The sequence below is a fragment of the Bacillus sp. ISL-47 genome, from assembly GCF_018613175.1.
In the GTDB taxonomy this organism is placed as follows: Bacteria; Bacillota; Bacilli; order Bacillales; family Cytobacillaceae; genus Cytobacillus.
Window position 1 is genome coordinate 99,250 of sequence record NZ_JAGGQS010000011.1, and the last position, 14,784, is coordinate 114,033.

Annotated in this window: 16 protein-coding genes; 10 read left to right on the forward strand and 6 right to left on the reverse strand. The window is 42.1% G+C overall.

The features are described from left to right. Positions 1–99: 99 nt before the first annotated feature. On the reverse strand, positions 100–1,167 hold the full coding sequence (locus J7I93_RS05170) for an NAD(P)/FAD-dependent oxidoreductase (RefSeq protein ID WP_214723975.1): 1,068 nt from the start codon (positions 1,165–1,167) through the stop codon (positions 100–102). A gap of 482 nt (positions 1,168–1,649) precedes the next feature. Between J7I93_RS05170 and J7I93_RS05175 the strand changes: the two genes are divergently transcribed. After that, positions 1,650–1,889, forward strand: coding sequence for a YuzB family protein (locus J7I93_RS05175; protein ID WP_214723977.1), 240 nt, complete (start codon positions 1,650–1,652; stop codon positions 1,887–1,889). Positions 1,890–1,969: 80 nt separating this feature from the next. Here J7I93_RS05175 and J7I93_RS05180 read toward each other — a convergent pair whose 3' ends face one another. After that, a complete protein-coding gene (locus tag J7I93_RS05180) occupies positions 1,970–2,659 on the reverse strand; it encodes a DUF2225 domain-containing protein (protein WP_214723979.1) in 690 nt (229 codons plus the stop codon). Positions 2,660–2,859: 200 nt separating this feature from the next. Here J7I93_RS05180 and J7I93_RS05185 point away from each other — a divergent pair, with 200 nt between their 5' ends. Then, positions 2,860–3,222: a HesB/IscA family protein gene (locus J7I93_RS05185; protein WP_214723981.1), complete on the forward strand. Its 363-nt coding sequence runs from the start codon at positions 2,860–2,862 to the stop codon at positions 3,220–3,222. A gap of 466 nt (positions 3,223–3,688) precedes the next feature. Here the strand turns inward: J7I93_RS05185 and J7I93_RS05190 are convergent, their stop codons facing one another. After that, positions 3,689–4,687: an NAD(P)/FAD-dependent oxidoreductase gene (locus J7I93_RS05190; protein WP_214723983.1), complete on the reverse strand. Its 999-nt coding sequence runs from the start codon at positions 4,685–4,687 to the stop codon at positions 3,689–3,691. Between the two features lie 395 nt (positions 4,688–5,082). Between J7I93_RS05190 and J7I93_RS05195 the strand changes: the two genes are divergently transcribed. From J7I93_RS05195 to J7I93_RS05215, 5 genes are all read left to right on the forward strand, one after another. Next, a complete protein-coding gene (locus J7I93_RS05195; RefSeq protein ID WP_214723985.1) occupies positions 5,083–6,300 on the forward strand; it encodes an NAD(P)/FAD-dependent oxidoreductase in 1,218 nt (405 codons plus the stop codon). Positions 6,301–6,421: 121 nt separating this feature from the next. Continuing rightward, complete coding sequence (locus J7I93_RS05200) at positions 6,422–6,913, forward strand: NUDIX domain-containing protein (protein ID WP_214723987.1); 492 nt, start codon at positions 6,422–6,424, stop codon at positions 6,911–6,913. Positions 6,914–7,072: 159 nt separating this feature from the next. After that, positions 7,073–7,198, forward strand: coding sequence for a YuiA family protein (locus J7I93_RS05205; protein ID WP_158638743.1), 126 nt, complete (start codon positions 7,073–7,075; stop codon positions 7,196–7,198). A 168-nt stretch (positions 7,199–7,366) separates the two neighbouring features. After that, complete coding sequence (locus tag J7I93_RS05210) at positions 7,367–7,690, forward strand: YuiB family protein (RefSeq protein WP_214723989.1); 324 nt, start codon at positions 7,367–7,369, stop codon at positions 7,688–7,690. A 201-nt stretch (positions 7,691–7,891) separates the two neighbouring features. Further along, complete coding sequence (locus J7I93_RS05215; RefSeq protein ID WP_214723991.1) at positions 7,892–8,605, forward strand: 3D domain-containing protein; 714 nt, start codon at positions 7,892–7,894, stop codon at positions 8,603–8,605. A gap of 57 nt (positions 8,606–8,662) precedes the next feature. Here J7I93_RS05215 and J7I93_RS05220 read toward each other — a convergent pair whose 3' ends face one another. From J7I93_RS05220 to J7I93_RS05230, 3 genes are all read right to left on the reverse strand, one after another. After that, on the reverse strand, positions 8,663–9,448 hold the full coding sequence (locus tag J7I93_RS05220; protein ID WP_214723993.1) for a cobalamin-binding protein: 786 nt from the start codon (positions 9,446–9,448) through the stop codon (positions 8,663–8,665). A gap of 15 nt (positions 9,449–9,463) precedes the next feature. Next, the gene (locus tag J7I93_RS05225) at positions 9,464–9,940 is read right to left on the reverse strand and encodes a divergent PAP2 family protein (RefSeq protein ID WP_214723995.1); all 477 of its coding nucleotides are present in this window, start codon (positions 9,938–9,940) and stop codon (positions 9,464–9,466) included. A gap of 386 nt (positions 9,941–10,326) precedes the next feature. Continuing rightward, the gene (locus tag J7I93_RS05230; protein WP_214723997.1) at positions 10,327–10,986 is read right to left on the reverse strand and encodes a hypothetical protein; all 660 of its coding nucleotides are present in this window, start codon (positions 10,984–10,986) and stop codon (positions 10,327–10,329) included. 160 nt (positions 10,987–11,146) lie between these two features. Here J7I93_RS05230 and J7I93_RS05235 point away from each other — a divergent pair, with 160 nt between their 5' ends. From J7I93_RS05235 to J7I93_RS05245, 3 genes are all read left to right on the forward strand, one after another. Next, on the forward strand, positions 11,147–11,524 hold the full coding sequence (locus tag J7I93_RS05235; protein ID WP_214724084.1) for a DUF309 domain-containing protein: 378 nt from the start codon (positions 11,147–11,149) through the stop codon (positions 11,522–11,524). A 101-nt stretch (positions 11,525–11,625) separates the two neighbouring features. Then, positions 11,626–13,128 (forward strand): leucyl aminopeptidase, encoded by a 1,503-nt coding sequence (locus J7I93_RS05240; protein ID WP_214723999.1) that lies wholly within the window; start codon positions 11,626–11,628, stop codon positions 13,126–13,128. 283 nt (positions 13,129–13,411) lie between these two features. Further along, a complete protein-coding gene (locus J7I93_RS05245) occupies positions 13,412–14,725 on the forward strand; it encodes a Na+/H+ antiporter family protein (protein ID WP_214724001.1) in 1,314 nt (437 codons plus the stop codon). Positions 14,726–14,784: the final 59 nt, after the last annotated feature.

The following is a 14,784-nucleotide window of genomic DNA, read 5'->3' on the forward strand; positions in this document are numbered from 1 at the left end:
GATTATTGCACTTTGTTGATTGGAGCAAAAATCAACAGGCAGACATAGCCAATAAAAAAGAGCATCCTGGAGAGGATGCTCTTTAAATTTACGGTTGGATCAACCGTTGTGGTACTTGTACATCCATAGAATGCCGGATTTCAAGAGGCGGGCTACACGGCCAGTGATTGGGCGTTCAGCCACCAATCCAAATCCATGCTTCTTCCCTAGAGAACCTAAAACCCCTTTAAGCTTAATGACAGGCAATGACTCAGGAAGGTCTTCCCCTTTCCAGCGTTTCAATAGGATTTGAACAATTTGCTCAGCCTGGCCTTCAGCAAGCTGTGCACTAGGTGCATGAGGAAGACTTGCACAATCGCCCACTACATATACATGTTCATTGTCAGGGATATTGTGATGCTTGGTTAAAACAACGCGTCCTTGCTGATCTTTTTCTACATCCATATCCCGGACTACCTTATTAGGCTGTATTCCAGCAGTCCATACGATCGCATCGCAATGGATGGCTTCCTCATGATTGAAGAGGGTATTCTCTTCAACTTTCGTAATATTGGAATGGTTAATAATTTCAACATTATGTGATTCAAACCAATTTTCCACATACGTGCTTAATCTCTCAGGGAATGCTGATAAAATATGCTTGCCTCTGTCGAATAATTTCACCTTCAAATCTGGACGGCTTTCATTCAATTCGGAAGCGAGCTCCACACCGCTTAATCCTGCTCCAACAATCGCAACAACAGATCCTGGAGATAAATTATTTAAGGTCTGGTAGGTTCTTCTGGACTTTTCGATCGTTTGAATGCTGTAAGTGTGGACGTCCGCTCCAGGAACATTATGGTACTTATCCTCACAGCCGAGGCCTATAATTATATCATCATAAGAAACAGGCTCTCCATCTTGCAGATAAACCTTGTTTTCCTCAATGTCGATTTTTGTTACTTCTCCATATTTAATTGATAATCTTGGATGTTCAGGGTAGGAAACACGTACGTGCTGATCGGAAATTGTGCCGGCAGCAAGCGCGTAATATTCCGTCTTCAGACAATGGTATGGCACACGGTCTATTAACGTAATGGAGACATCATCAGGAAGCTGGTTAGGCAAAAGTCGGGCAAGCACCCTCATACCGCCATAGCCTCCGCCAAGTATCACAAGATTTTTCATAGTATAATTCCCCTTTATGTCCGTACTGTTTATCTGTTAGTCTCTGTTAATGCTCAGTGTTGATATTGGCCCCTGTTGATTCGCTCCAGTGGGAGAAGCGGGTCAATGGGAGACACCCTGCAGGCGCAAGGTGCCGAGGAGCGTTGGACCGATCTCGGAAAGCGAACGCCTGAAAGCGAAAATCAACTGCCAAGTTTAACTGAGCTAACTGCTAAATAAGTCTTTCTCTCTATTCAGAAATTTTACTTAAACGTATACAAATTATCTTAAAAAAATAAATAAATAAATAAATGATATTAATAACCTTAAACCCATAAAAAAGTATAACGAAATTGTGACAAAATCACAACACATATCAGCGGGAAACTTGACAATATACGACATGAAGTGGTAAATATGTGCACTTAAAGGAGAGAAAGGATCCAAATCTTGCAGTATTCTCTTAAAAAAGGTAGCATTAACAGGGTAGAGAGGTGATAGATGTGATCAAGCCAATCATCGAATTTTGCATAAGCAATTTGGCCAGCGGCTCGCAAAAAGCATTGGAAACATTAGAAAAGGACTATGACCTTGATGTGATTGAATATGGCTGTCTGGGCTATTGCGGAAAATGTGCAAGCACTCTTTTTGCTCTTGTAAATGGAGAAGTCGTTACGGGAGAAACGCCAGATGAACTGGTTGAAAATATATATCAATATCTGGATGATAATCCGATGTTTTAATAGAGAAAGGAGCGAATGGTTCGCTCCTTTTTTGTTTAAGTCTAGTTCTGAATAGGAATCAATGTTTTTACACAACTGTTTTAGTTAACCGCTGATTTTTGCTCTGCCCTCATTTCATACCATTGTTCTCTTGCCATTTCAATTAGCTTGGGCTCTTGGCTTCTCTTTTCGATTACTTTTGAAAAATACTTTATAGCCTGTTCAATTTGCTGTGTCCTCTTTGAAAGCTCTCCAACCAGATAGAATAGTCTAGTTTCTGAAACTGGCGATCCCCTAAAGTCATCTGCCATATACGATTCCAGATATTCCTTAATGGCTAGCTTCATAAAGCGCTGTTCCTGTTCAGTATTTTTCAATGAGCGGTACATCCAGGCAAGCCTCATATATAATCCGGCGAGGATCAGATGTTTTTCCTTTTTTAGTGTCCCGCAATAAACAGCTAGCTTGTATGTGCTAATAGCATCCGTTATACTTCTCTCCCTGCTATAGTCATGAGGTTTCCAGACATCGGCTACTTTCAATTTGATAAGCTCCAATGCTCCAGGAGGAAAATAAGGTGAAAAATCTTCTGATTCTGAAAAGCCGCAATGAGGGCAGGTGTGGATATGGTAATAAAGCGGGTTCATGCCTTCAGCAGAGTAGCTGGGACAAAAATCAGTGTCATAACTGGAGACTTTCACAAATCTGGAGCGAAGTTTTTTAGTGGTAAAACTCTTTTTGCAGACTTTGCATTCTAATTTTTTATCATAAGTGGGCTCTAATTGCTGCATTTGAATGTCACCTCCGGGGAAATTGGATGATTATGACTATTGTAACATGTCTTGTCAGTGGATTGGGTAAAAAGAACTACTTTAAATGCGGAATTTATAAATAGTAAATAGATAGTTAAGCTTCTTAAGTTGAGCGCATATCATTTACTGTATATACTATGAATATAGAAGTATCCTTACATTGACAGGAGGGAATAAAAATGGAACAAGTAGTGGTCATTACAGAAGCAGCAGCTTTGCATATAAAAGAAATGATGAAACAAAACGAAGAAGAAAATGCTTTCTTGCGTGTGGCGGTAAAGGGAGGCGGCTGCAGTGGTCTTTCATACGGAATGGGATTTGCCCATGAAGTTGAGGAAAGTGATATCCAGGCAGATCACTATGGCATTCAGGTCCTTGTCAGCAAGGACGATGCAGCGATCTTAAAAGGAACAAAAATTGATTACAAAGAATCCATGATGGGCGGCGGATTCACAATCGACAATCCAAACGCCATTGCATCCTGCGGCTGCGGATCCTCTTTTCGTACAGCTACAAACACAGGCACACCTGAAGAGTGCTGATCGAGCAGGAGAGAGAGCTCCTCTTTCTTAGGCCGCGTCACTTCAACGAGTGACGCATATATTTGAAAAGTGACGCATATATCCGAAAAGTGACGCATAAGCTGTGCCAGCTGATGCATAAGTTGGCCCATTTGGCGCATAAGATTCTGAAGTGACGCATAATACGTCTAATCAGTTGCAAAAAATGGGCCACGGTGCAGAAAAGGCTTGATTGCAGACAAAACAAGCTAAAAAAGACGCATAAAGTAGCTTGAAGGCGGCGCAATGAACCAATCAATGCTCAAAAAAGAGCTTGACTGGACTCAAAAAAAGCTGAAAAGACGCTAAGGCAGGCTGGATGACACGATAAAAAGCTGGCTAAATCGATGCCAATTTGGATCTCAACGCCAACTGAAAACCGAACAGGCTAATCGTCTCATTTCAACAAAAAAGGGTGGACCCCATCAGGGCCACCCTTTTGCTATTTTTATTTGCCAAACATTGAAGAGCTATGCATTGGCTGTACTTTTGCTTTTGGATCGATAAAGGATTTGGCATGGTTGACTGCAGTTGGTGCTTCACCAAAGCCGCAGGCAATTAGCTTCACTTTGCCATCGTATGTGCAGATGTCGCCTGCAGCATAGATGCCTTCAACGTTTGTTTCCATTCTGGAGTTAACAACGATTGAGTTCTTCTCGATATCAAGTCCCCATTCCTTGATTGGCCCAAGGGAAGAAACGAAACCGTAATTGACGATTACTGCATCGACGTCGTATACTTCTTTTTCTTTGTCTGTTACGCCTTCAAGAACGACTTGTTTGATTCCTTCATCGTCACCGATTAGCTCTGCAGGTACGTAAGGTGTTTTGATTTCCACCTTGGAGTTTTGCAGGTTTTCCACACTGTGCTCATGCGCGCGGAATTTATCGCGGCGGTGAACAATGGTTACCTTTTCGGCAATTGGCTCAAGCATTAGTGCCCAGTCAACAGCAGAATCTCCGCCGCCGAATACAACCACTTTCTGGCCTGCGAATTTATTCAGGTCATCGATGAAATAATGAAGGTTTTTCCCTTCATATTGTGATGCACTATCAAGTTCAAGGCGGCGTGGCTGGAATGCGCCATTACCAGCAGTGATGATGATTGTTTTGGAATAGTGGATTTCTTTATTGGTAGTCAGCTTAAAAGTGCCGTCAGCCTGCTTTTCCAATTTTTCAACAGACTGTTCAAGAGAAACTGTTGGCTCGAATTTAGCCATTTGTTCTTTCAGGTTATCGATTAATTCCTGAGCGCGGACTTTCGGGAAGCCAGCAACATCGTATATGTATTTTTCAGGATAAAGAGCAGATAATTGTCCCCCAAGCTGCGGCAAGCTTTCAATTATTTTAACTGAAGCTTGTCTCATACCCCCGTAGAAAGCAGTGAACAAACCAGTTGGCCCCCCGCCAATAATGGTTATGTCATACACTTTTTGATCTTCTTTCATGCTATATCCCCCCAAGTATGTATTTCAATTCCACTCTATATTCTAACATAAATCAAAAAAAACCTCACTAATCGTGGTAAATATTATGAATAATAAAAACTCTCTAAAAAGGATACATTGAGGGCTAAGAATCAAAAACACGTATATTCTCTTAAAAAAGTCTTAAAATTTTTAAGTTTTTCAACTATTTTTTTAGGCTTGAAAAACAATTGGAAGTAGAATAATATGTAAAGTAGGCATAATGTTAATATTTTGTGACAATTTCAAGGCATTTTTTTGAACTAGTTAGTGAATAAAATCACAAACTTTTTTATATTTTTTGAAATAAAAAATATAAAGCAGCGGAAGATAAGAAAAACATTAGAAAATACTTAATAAAGGTGGAAGTGATACACTTGAGAAAGCCAAAGATTCTTATCCTAGGTGCAGGCTACGGCGGATTGATGGTTGCAACCCGTTTGCAAAAATCTTTAGGAACAAATGAAGCAGAAATTGTATTAGTGAATAAAAATGACTACCATTACGAAACAACATGGCTGCATGAGGCATCAGCCGGAACCCTTCATCACGATCGTGTACGCTACGATATTAAAGATGTTATTGACCGTAATAAGGTGGAATTTGTTCAAGGAACTGCTCTTGAAATTAAAGCAGAAGAAAAGAAAGTCATCTTGGAGAACGGCGAAATTGACTATGATTATCTAGTAGTTGCCCTTGGCGCGGAACCGGAAACTTTCGGAATCAAAGGGCTTAAAGAACATGCATTTTCGATTGTTAATGTGAATGCAGCACGCCAAATCCGTGAGCATATTGAATATCAATTTGCTACTTATAATACAGAAGTAGAGAAAAAGGATGAGCGCCTGACGATCGTTGTCGGCGGAGCTGGATTCACTGGAATAGAATTCCTTGGAGAATTGGCAAACCGTATTCCTGAGCTTTGCAAAGAGTACGATGTAGATTACCACAAGGTTAAATTAATCTGTGTAGAAGCAGCGCCAATGGTACTTCCTGGCTTTGATCCTGATCTTGTCAATTATGCAGTCTCCCACTTGGAGAAAAAAGGCGTACAATTCATGATCGGCACGGCCATCAAGGAAGCTACCCCTGAAGGCATCATTGTTGGAAAAGGCGAAGATGAAGTTGAAGAAATCAAAGCTGAAACAGTCGTTTGGGCAGCAGGTGTACGCGGAAACTCTATTATTGAGAACTCGGGCATTGAAGCAATGCGCGGCCGTGTAAAAGTTCAGCCTGATTTACGTGCTCCTGGCCATGATAACCTGTTTATTATCGGAGACTGTTCTTTAATAATCAATGAAGAAATTAACCGCCCATACCCTCCTACTGCACAAATTGCTATGCAGCAGGGTGAAGTGTGTGCAAGGAACTTAACAGCTCTAATCCGCAATAAGACTGAGTTAGAAACATTCACTCCTGATATTAAAGGTACTGTATGTTCACTTGGTGAAGACGATGCAATCGGTGTTGCATTCGGCAAGAAAATGGTTGGTTCCAAAGCTTCATTTATGAAGAAAATGATTGATAACCGTGCGCTATACATGGTTGGCGGACCTTCCCTTGTATTGAAAAAAGGTAAATTCAACGTTCTTTAATAAAACTGCTCTTATATTATTGTGAAGGGATAGACCTAATGGGTCTGTCCCTTTTTGATGCCCAAAATGGAGCTGTCAGGATTAAGCTCATGATACAATATTTTAAAAAGGGGGGTGTCAGATGGGAGTGGAGCATAAAAGGGGTAGAGTCTGGCTGGCTGTATCAGGATTGGTTATTTCTCCTGATGGCAAGTGGCTTGTTGTGAAAAAGAGGTACGGCGGTTTGAAAGGAAAATGGTCACTGCCTGCCGGGTTCGTGGAGCCAGGAGAAACAGCGGATGAAGCGGCAGTTCGGGAAATTGAAGAAGAAACAGGAGTTAAATGCACAGTGAAAGGGATGATAGGCTTGCGAACAGGGGTCATAAAAGGCGAAGTCAGTGATAATATGATCCTTTTTATGCTGGAAGCAGAGCGAGGTCAAACCTTAAAAGTACAGGAGAGCGAGCTTTTTGATGTACAATATCGTGAGCCGGGGGAGCTGGCCATCGATCCGGACTCTTCAGTTCTTCTAAAATACATATTAACTTCTTCGGATTCCTCTTTAAAACCCTTAATTGATGGAATTAACCCGGGGGATACATTTGGATATACAGCTTACAAATTATTTTTATAATTTTCTGAAATTTAGAGATACAGGGAGATTTCAGAAGTAAAACATGCTTGTATGCGTTTCCACCGATATTTTTTCATGAAATTTGAAGCTTTTCATTTATTCGTATCCTTGGTATATTATCAGAAAATTCAGTTACAAAAAACGAAGGAGATGAATGACATGGCAGCTAAGAATTATGAAAATAAAGAGTGTATGTATTGTTCAGGTAAAGGATATTTCCAATTATTATTGGGAGGTTCAGAAACCTGCTCATGCTGCGGCGGCACAGGTAAGAAAAAGGACTAAGAATGAAACTTCGCGGGAAGCGAAGTTTTTTCTTTTTGAATACTATTATGGAGATGATAGAACTGCCAGCTAAGACAGGGGCTTTCAGGTACATGCGCTTTTCTTATTGACTCCCCAACCCACATTAAGTACACTAAATATTGATGTGTTAAGGGAGGAAACAAGTCTATGCAAATGACGATCTTCGTTTTGCCTATCTCCATGCTCCTGTTTTTTGTGCTGTTTTTTGGGATAGGTTTTATATTGAATATGCTATTGAGAATGTCCTGGATTATGGCCATTATTTATCCGATCATTGCGGTCTTGATTATTGATAAGGTCCGTTTTATTGAATATTTTCAAAATACAGGTGAATCCTTCTCCAGTCTCGGTGTTGAGTTATCCAGTCTTGCTCTGGCGGATATACTAATTTTAAGCAGCGGAATGGCAGGGGCCATTGTTGCCGGAATTACAATAAGGCTGCTCCGTAAAAAAGGTTATCGTATGTTTTAAAAATATCATTCATATACTAAATCTCTGCTAATAGCAGGGGTTTTTTTATTTTTTTGAATAGTGTGTTTAAATTTGGACGAGCCCTTGGCATCATTGGCTTCATTCTATCTGTAACTGCTTGCTGGAAGCCTTGAACTTCTTAAAGTTATGAATATTTCTCTGAAAGATGGGAAATGAATAACTTTGGGAGGAGTGTTTTAGATGAACAGATTAAAAAAATGGACAAAACGATCCATCATGTCAGCTTTATTTTTAGGGGCATTGTTAACGACTTTTCACTCGATATCCGGAGTTGAAGCTAGATCGATCGTTAACTTTTATCAAAGTGAAGCTGAACAAACGAGCAAGGATGAACAATCAGGTTTTGATCATACATTTAAGTCGGTTGGAGTGGCATTTAAATTTTTAAAGCGTGTAGCCAGTCTGGATCCAAAGATTTCAGCCAGCGAAGCGGTTGCAAGCCAGACCCCAACTTTGGAGGAATCAATTGACTGGTCGCAATATCAGACAAAACAAGTCATTGCCACGGGTTATACGGCATTTTATGAATCCACAGGAAAAAATCCTGATCACCCTTCATTTGGCATTACATACTCAGGAGTTAAAGTAAAACGAGATTTATATTCTACTGTCGCAGCAGATTTAAATGTTTTTCCGATTGGGACAATCCTGTTTATCCCTGACTATGGCTATGGTGTTGTGGCCGATAAAGGCGGCGCGATTAAAGGAAACAAACTTGACCTATATTATGAAACGGTTGAAGATGTTTATAATAATTGGGGAAAAAAGACGCTAGATGTCTTTATCATTGAAATGGGCGATGGCACTCTGACGGAAGAAGATTTAAGAATACTGAATGAAAATGAGTCGATGCAGGTTTTTAGGCAGCGATATATTAAATCCGAGCAAAAATAAATAACAAAGTTAAAAATAAGGCAAATCCGAAATTATAACGGATTTGCCTTTTTAATTCTATAACGAGGAGAATGCCTCTGGATGGATTTTCTTTGCTAATCTGATAGCTCCTTCAATCAACCGTGGCGATGGCCTGCAATAAAGCTCTTCTTCAAGGACAAGAATTTTATTCTGCTTTACTGCCTCTAACTCGCTCCAGCCAGGACGTTTCAACACTATTTCCGGATTTACCTTTTCCCTTCTGACGCCTACCCATGCAAGGCAAATATAATCCGGCTGCCTTTTCAGTACATCATCCCAATCGGTTTGGACACTTGCAAGCTCAACGTCCTTAAATAGGTTCTTAGCTCCAGCAATCTCACTGATCTCTGTGAGCCAATTGACTTTGCCGGGTGTAAAAACAGGTTTCGGCCACCATTCCCAATATAAGCTGGGCTTTTCCCTTATCCCTGCTGAGATTTTTTTGAGCTCTTCTATTTTTGCTCGAAAGTTTTTAGCGGCAGAAATGCCAGCATCAGGCTTACCGATTTTTTCGGCAGCAGTGATTAAATCCTGCTCAATATCCTCCAGGCTTTGCGGGTTTAAAACAATGTGGGGAATGTGTCTATTTTTCAATTCCTCCACATTCTTTTCCATACCCGGTACGCTTAAAGAGGCAAGCACCAGGTCAGGCTTCAATTCCTCAACCCTATCCATATTGATGGACAAGTCGGGCCCCAGCCGCGGAAGCCCGCTAATTTGATCAGGCCAATCTGAGTAATCGTCCACACCGGCCAGCAAATGGGTAAAACCTAAATACTCCATTAACTCCGTATTGCTCGGACATAAGGAAAGGATTTTCAATTCCAATCACACCTATCAGGATAATAAATAATGAAGTCCTAAAGTTAATAGGATGCCTGTTAAGCCGCCAAATAAAACTTCAACTGGTTTATGGCCAAGCAGTTCCTTCAATTCTTTTTGCTTTTCTTTTTCCTCTTTCTTTTGCCACATCTTTGCTTCTTCAACAAATTTATTGAAATCCGCGACAAGCTGGTTTAAAACGATTGCCTGTTCCCCTGCCTGGCGGCGTACGCCGGTAGCATCAAACATGGTGATGATGGCAAAAACGGCAGAAACGGCAAATACAGCGGAGTCCATCCCGGTTTCAAGTGCAACACCAGTGGAAAGGGCTGTAACAGCCGCAGAATGGGAGCTTGGCATCCCGCCAGTACTTGTCAGCAGTGACCAATCCACTTTCCTGGTAGCGATAAATTGAATCGGCACTTTTACAAATTGGGCAAAGAAGATGGCTGCGAGAGCAGACCATAGAGGGAAGTTCGTGAATAATTCCATATGAGACCACCTTTAAGTTGTATGTTACTTCACTGGAACTGTCATCGTTTTTTTAGCATGTTTTCTTATAGAGCTGCTTTGAGAAGGCTAACTAAGTTTAACCGCTGAGTTGATTGGAGCGGAGGGCACGAGACTCCTACGGGAGTAGCATACCAAGGGAGACCCCGGAGACGCAGAGCGTCGAGGAGGCTCCCGGTAGCCCCGTTGGTTCGCTGAGTGCCTGGAGCGGAAATCAACGTGCAAAATTCCTAAGCTAAAACAACAAAACTTTAAGAAAACAGCCCTTTTTAAAATGCAGTTCAACAGATTGACTGAAATTTCTTGAAACTTATATCTAATATTCTCTAATAGTTTTCCTCTTTCTGCAAGCAGTTCTCTTATAAGCTTTATGAAGAGTTATTCTTTTTTTGAAAATGGGCCGTTGCAGTTAATGAAAGCAAGAGGATTAATTCAAACGCATTAACAGCTGCAGCACTTTTGATAGGGAGTTTTATGGCGCTTCCGATGATCATGATTAGAGATCCGGCAAAAAACCAAAACCATTTTTGTATGCGCCAAATCATGATTGAGGATACCAGCAGAACAAGAGAAACGATCAGCACCATGAGAGGCGGTCCGCTTTGAGCTTCCGCACTGCTATAACTCAAAACATTGTATTCCCATTGCGGCTCGAGTTTAAGGCCAAACACCTCTGTAAAAAGCTCAAACATAATTAACCCTGCAGTGAGGAGAAATGCTGTAATTTTCAGCCAGCCTTTACTCGCCCACTCAAGTCCAGCCTGTTTTAAGGTATTCCATGAATAAAGAACAAGCATAGGCGTGAAAAAGGCATGAATCCAAAAACGGGCATCATTCATGAATTCAAGCGTGGTCCCCTCTCCGATGAAACGGCCGGCTGCCAGAATTCCATTATCATAAATCAGACCCGCTATAACGGGCAGCAAGAAGGCAGCACTCGCAGACCCGCTGTTTTTTACCAAAACGAGCGCCCAGACGAAAAGCAATATATAGGCGATAGCGAATCCGGCAAATAAAATCGTGTCCATATCGTACTCCTTTCTTTCTCTTTTCTTCTTTACCCATTTATGCCGGAATATACTTAAGAAAATGTGCTGGAGCTGTAAATGTGCGAATAATCTTTCCTTTTGCTAAAATGGGCTGTAACAGCAGGGCAGGACTTGTAAAATGAAGTGGGAGAGGATGCTCTTGGAAGATTACCCGATTGAATATTACGAGTTCTTCGTCAGCTTTAATGAGGGTGACTATTATACGTGCCACGATCTTCTTGAGGAAATGTGGATGACGGACAAGGGCAACCTCTTTTTTAAGGGGCTGCTCCAGATGAGTGTAAGCATCTATCACTATGAGTATGGCAATGTAAAAGGAGCAAGGCTTATGATGCAGGCAGCCCATGATTACTTGCAGTCGTACCGGCCGAAGCATTGGGGGCTGGACTTGGAGAATATATATAAATTCATTGAGGAATGTCTCTCTATTTTTCCGAAGCAGATCGATCGGGTGCCCTTTAAAGAGGTCGGAAATCTTCCAAAGCTCCCTCAGCTCGTATTGTATCTGGAGGATTAGGCAGGAAGGATCATGTTATAAAATTAGATAGTCGAAATAATTCTGTGTTTTCGATATAATTAAGATGAAGTCATGAGTGAAGCTATTATGGGGGTGCTAAAATGTTTTCAGTAAAACAGGAATTCAATTATTCAGCTGAACACGAATGCCTGATTGTCGGTGTGTTTGATAAACCAAACAAGTTTGAAGGTGTTCTTGCCAGTGCAGACGAGCAGTTTGACGGCCAGCTGACAGAGCTTGTGAAAAGTGGAGATATTTCTGCAAAGAGAAAAGCCGTTGCAAAAATACATACATTTGGAAAAATCGGGGCTAAGCGCTTACTTGCAGTGGGTCTTGGGAAGGAAAAGGACTTTAGCTTTGAGCTTCTGCGCGAAGCATTGGGCAGAGCTTTTAATGAGGTGAAATCGTCCAAGCTTCAGGATGCAGCAGTATACCTGGATACTTTTACAAACGAAAAAGTAGATGCGCTGGACGCAGCCCACGCAGTCAGTGAAGCATTTGCTCTTGCTACATACAAATTTGAAGATTACAAACAGAAATCGAATGAACCGGAAAAAGAAATTGAAAGCGTTGTGGTGTATAGTGATGCAGCGGATGAAGAAGATGTTAAGGCATCCCTAACGGTTGGATATGCATACGGAAAGGGAACGAACTCAGCCCGTACACTGGTAAATTTGCCAGGGAATATGCTGACAGCTACAGATATGGCAAATTACGCTTCAGAGCTTGCATGGAGATACGGATTCGAAGTTGAAATCCTTGATAAAGAAGACATGCTTAAGCTTGGCATGGGTGCCCTCTTGGCCGTTAACCAGGGGTCAGCAGAGCCTCCTAAAATGATTGTCCTTAAATATCAGGGCAAGGAAGAATGGAAGGACGTAATTGGTCTGGTCGGCAAAGGGATTACCTTTGATACAGGCGGTTATTCCATAAAACCGAAGGACGGCATTGTCGGCATGAAAAGCGATATGGGCGGTGCGGCAGCCGTGCTTGGCGCAATGGAAGTGATCGGAGAATTAAAGCCTGAGCAAAACGTAGTCGCTGTCATTCCTTCAACTGATAATATGATCAGCGGAACAGCCTTCAAGCCCGATGATGTCATCACATCCATGAGCGGCAAGACTATCGAAGTCCTGAATACGGATGCGGAAGGCCGCCTGGCTCTAGCAGATGCGGTAACGTATGCAAAGCATCATGGAGCAAACTACCTGGTTGATGTAGCAACACTGACAGGCGGTGTGATCGTCGCGCTTGGCGAGGAGACAACAGGAGCTTTAGCCAATAATGAAGAATGGTTTGAGCAGGTTCTTGAAGCATCCTATGAAGCAGGCGAACCAATCTGGCGCTTGCCGCTTTTTGAAAAAGACAAGGAAAGAATCAGAAACAGCAAAGTGGCTGATCTGAACAACTCACCTGGCCGCGCCGGGCATGCTATTATGGGCGGAGGATTCGTAGGCGAATTTGCCGAAGACACTCCGTGGGTGCACCTTGATATAGCAGGAACAGCGACAACGACGAAAAACGATGACCTTGGTCCATCAGGCGCAACAGGCGTAATGGTCCGCACACTGGCCCTGCTTGTGGAAAGATTTGAAACTAAATAATATTTTCTTAGAACTCCGGAGAACTCCGGGGTTTTTTATTAGGGAAAGGCTTTACCGGCCGTCAGCCCTGGCAAAGGCCGGCTGCTCCTCTATTTTTTCGCAAATCTTCCAGCGTCAGCCTCCATTTCCTCCTCTGGTCCAAACTCCCAATAGCAATCTACTAAAAACAGATTGACACCCAAAGAGAAGGTATGATAATTTAATATTTGTGTTTTAATACTCTACCAATTTAGCAGAGTAAAGCAAAAAATAAAAAGGTAGCAAACAGAAAGAGGGTTGCATCATGAATGCAGTTGTACTTGCAGTTCTAATCATGCTTGTTCTCAGCCTTTTGCGTGTGAATGTGGTTCTTGCCCTTGTGGCGGGTGCACTGGCAGGCGGGCTGGCAGGCGGTTTAAGCATAGATAAAACAATTGAAATCTTTTCAAACGGGCTGGGAGGAAGTGCTGAAGTTGCTTTAAGCTACGCCTTATTAGGTGGTTTTGCCATTGCAATCTCGGCAACAGGCCTGCCAAATCTGATGGTTGAATGGGTTCTTGCAAAAGTCGGCAAGGATGGTGAATCCAGAGGGAAAACATTATCAAAAGCACTGATCGTATTTTCAATTTTACTGATGGCGATTTTTTCCCAAAATCTGATTCCAATCCATATTGCGTTTATTCCGATTTTAATTCCGCCTTTATTGAAGGTCATGAATGAGTTGAAAATTGACCGTCGATTAATTGCGTCTGTATTGACATTTGGTTTGACGGCACCTTATATTCTATTGCCGGTGGGCTTTGGCCAGATCTTCCAAGGGATCATTGCAGAAAATATGGAAAGCAGCGGTTTGGCGGTAAACATGTCCGACATTCCAAAAGCGATGCTGATTCCGACTGCAGGTCTTGTTGTTGGTTTGCTCATTGCGATTTTTGTTTCTTACCGCAAGAAAAGAGACTATCAAACAACTGAAATCGTTGAGATGGAAAAAGGCGAGTACTCAAAAGCGGGCATTATCTTGTCCCTGGTTGCGATTGTTGCAGCATTGGTTGTTCAGCTGCAGCTTGATTCCATGATTTTTGGTGCTTTAGCCGGTATTTTAGTGATTTATATCAGTGGGGCTGTTAAGTGGCGCGAAGCTGATCAGCTTTTAACAGAAGGTATGAAGATGATGGCCTTTATTGGATTTGTTATGCTGGCAGCTTTCGGATTTGCTGATGTCCTAAAAGAAACTGGAGACGTGGAAAGGCTTGTTGAGCAGGCAGCAGGAGTCATTGGCAACAATAAATCACTTGCGGCATTGCTTATGCTTCTTGTTGGTTTGCTTGTGACAATGGGAATCGGTTCTTCATTTTCAACGATTCCAATCATTGCAACCATTTTCGTTCCGCTTGCACTAGAGGTTGGCTTCAGCCCAATGGCGACAATCGCATTAGTAGGAACTGCCGCAGCGCTTGGAGATGCTGGATCCCCGGCATCAGACAGTACTTTAGGACCGACAGCAGGCTTAAATGCTGACGGACAGCACAACCATATTTGGGACACATGTGTGCCAACATTCGTGCACTATAACATCCCGCTGATCCTCTTTGGATGGCTGGCAGCGGTTATTCTTTAATAAAGGCTGTTTTCGCAAAGTTTGTTGCTTATAAACTAGTTTTAATTACTGAGTTGATT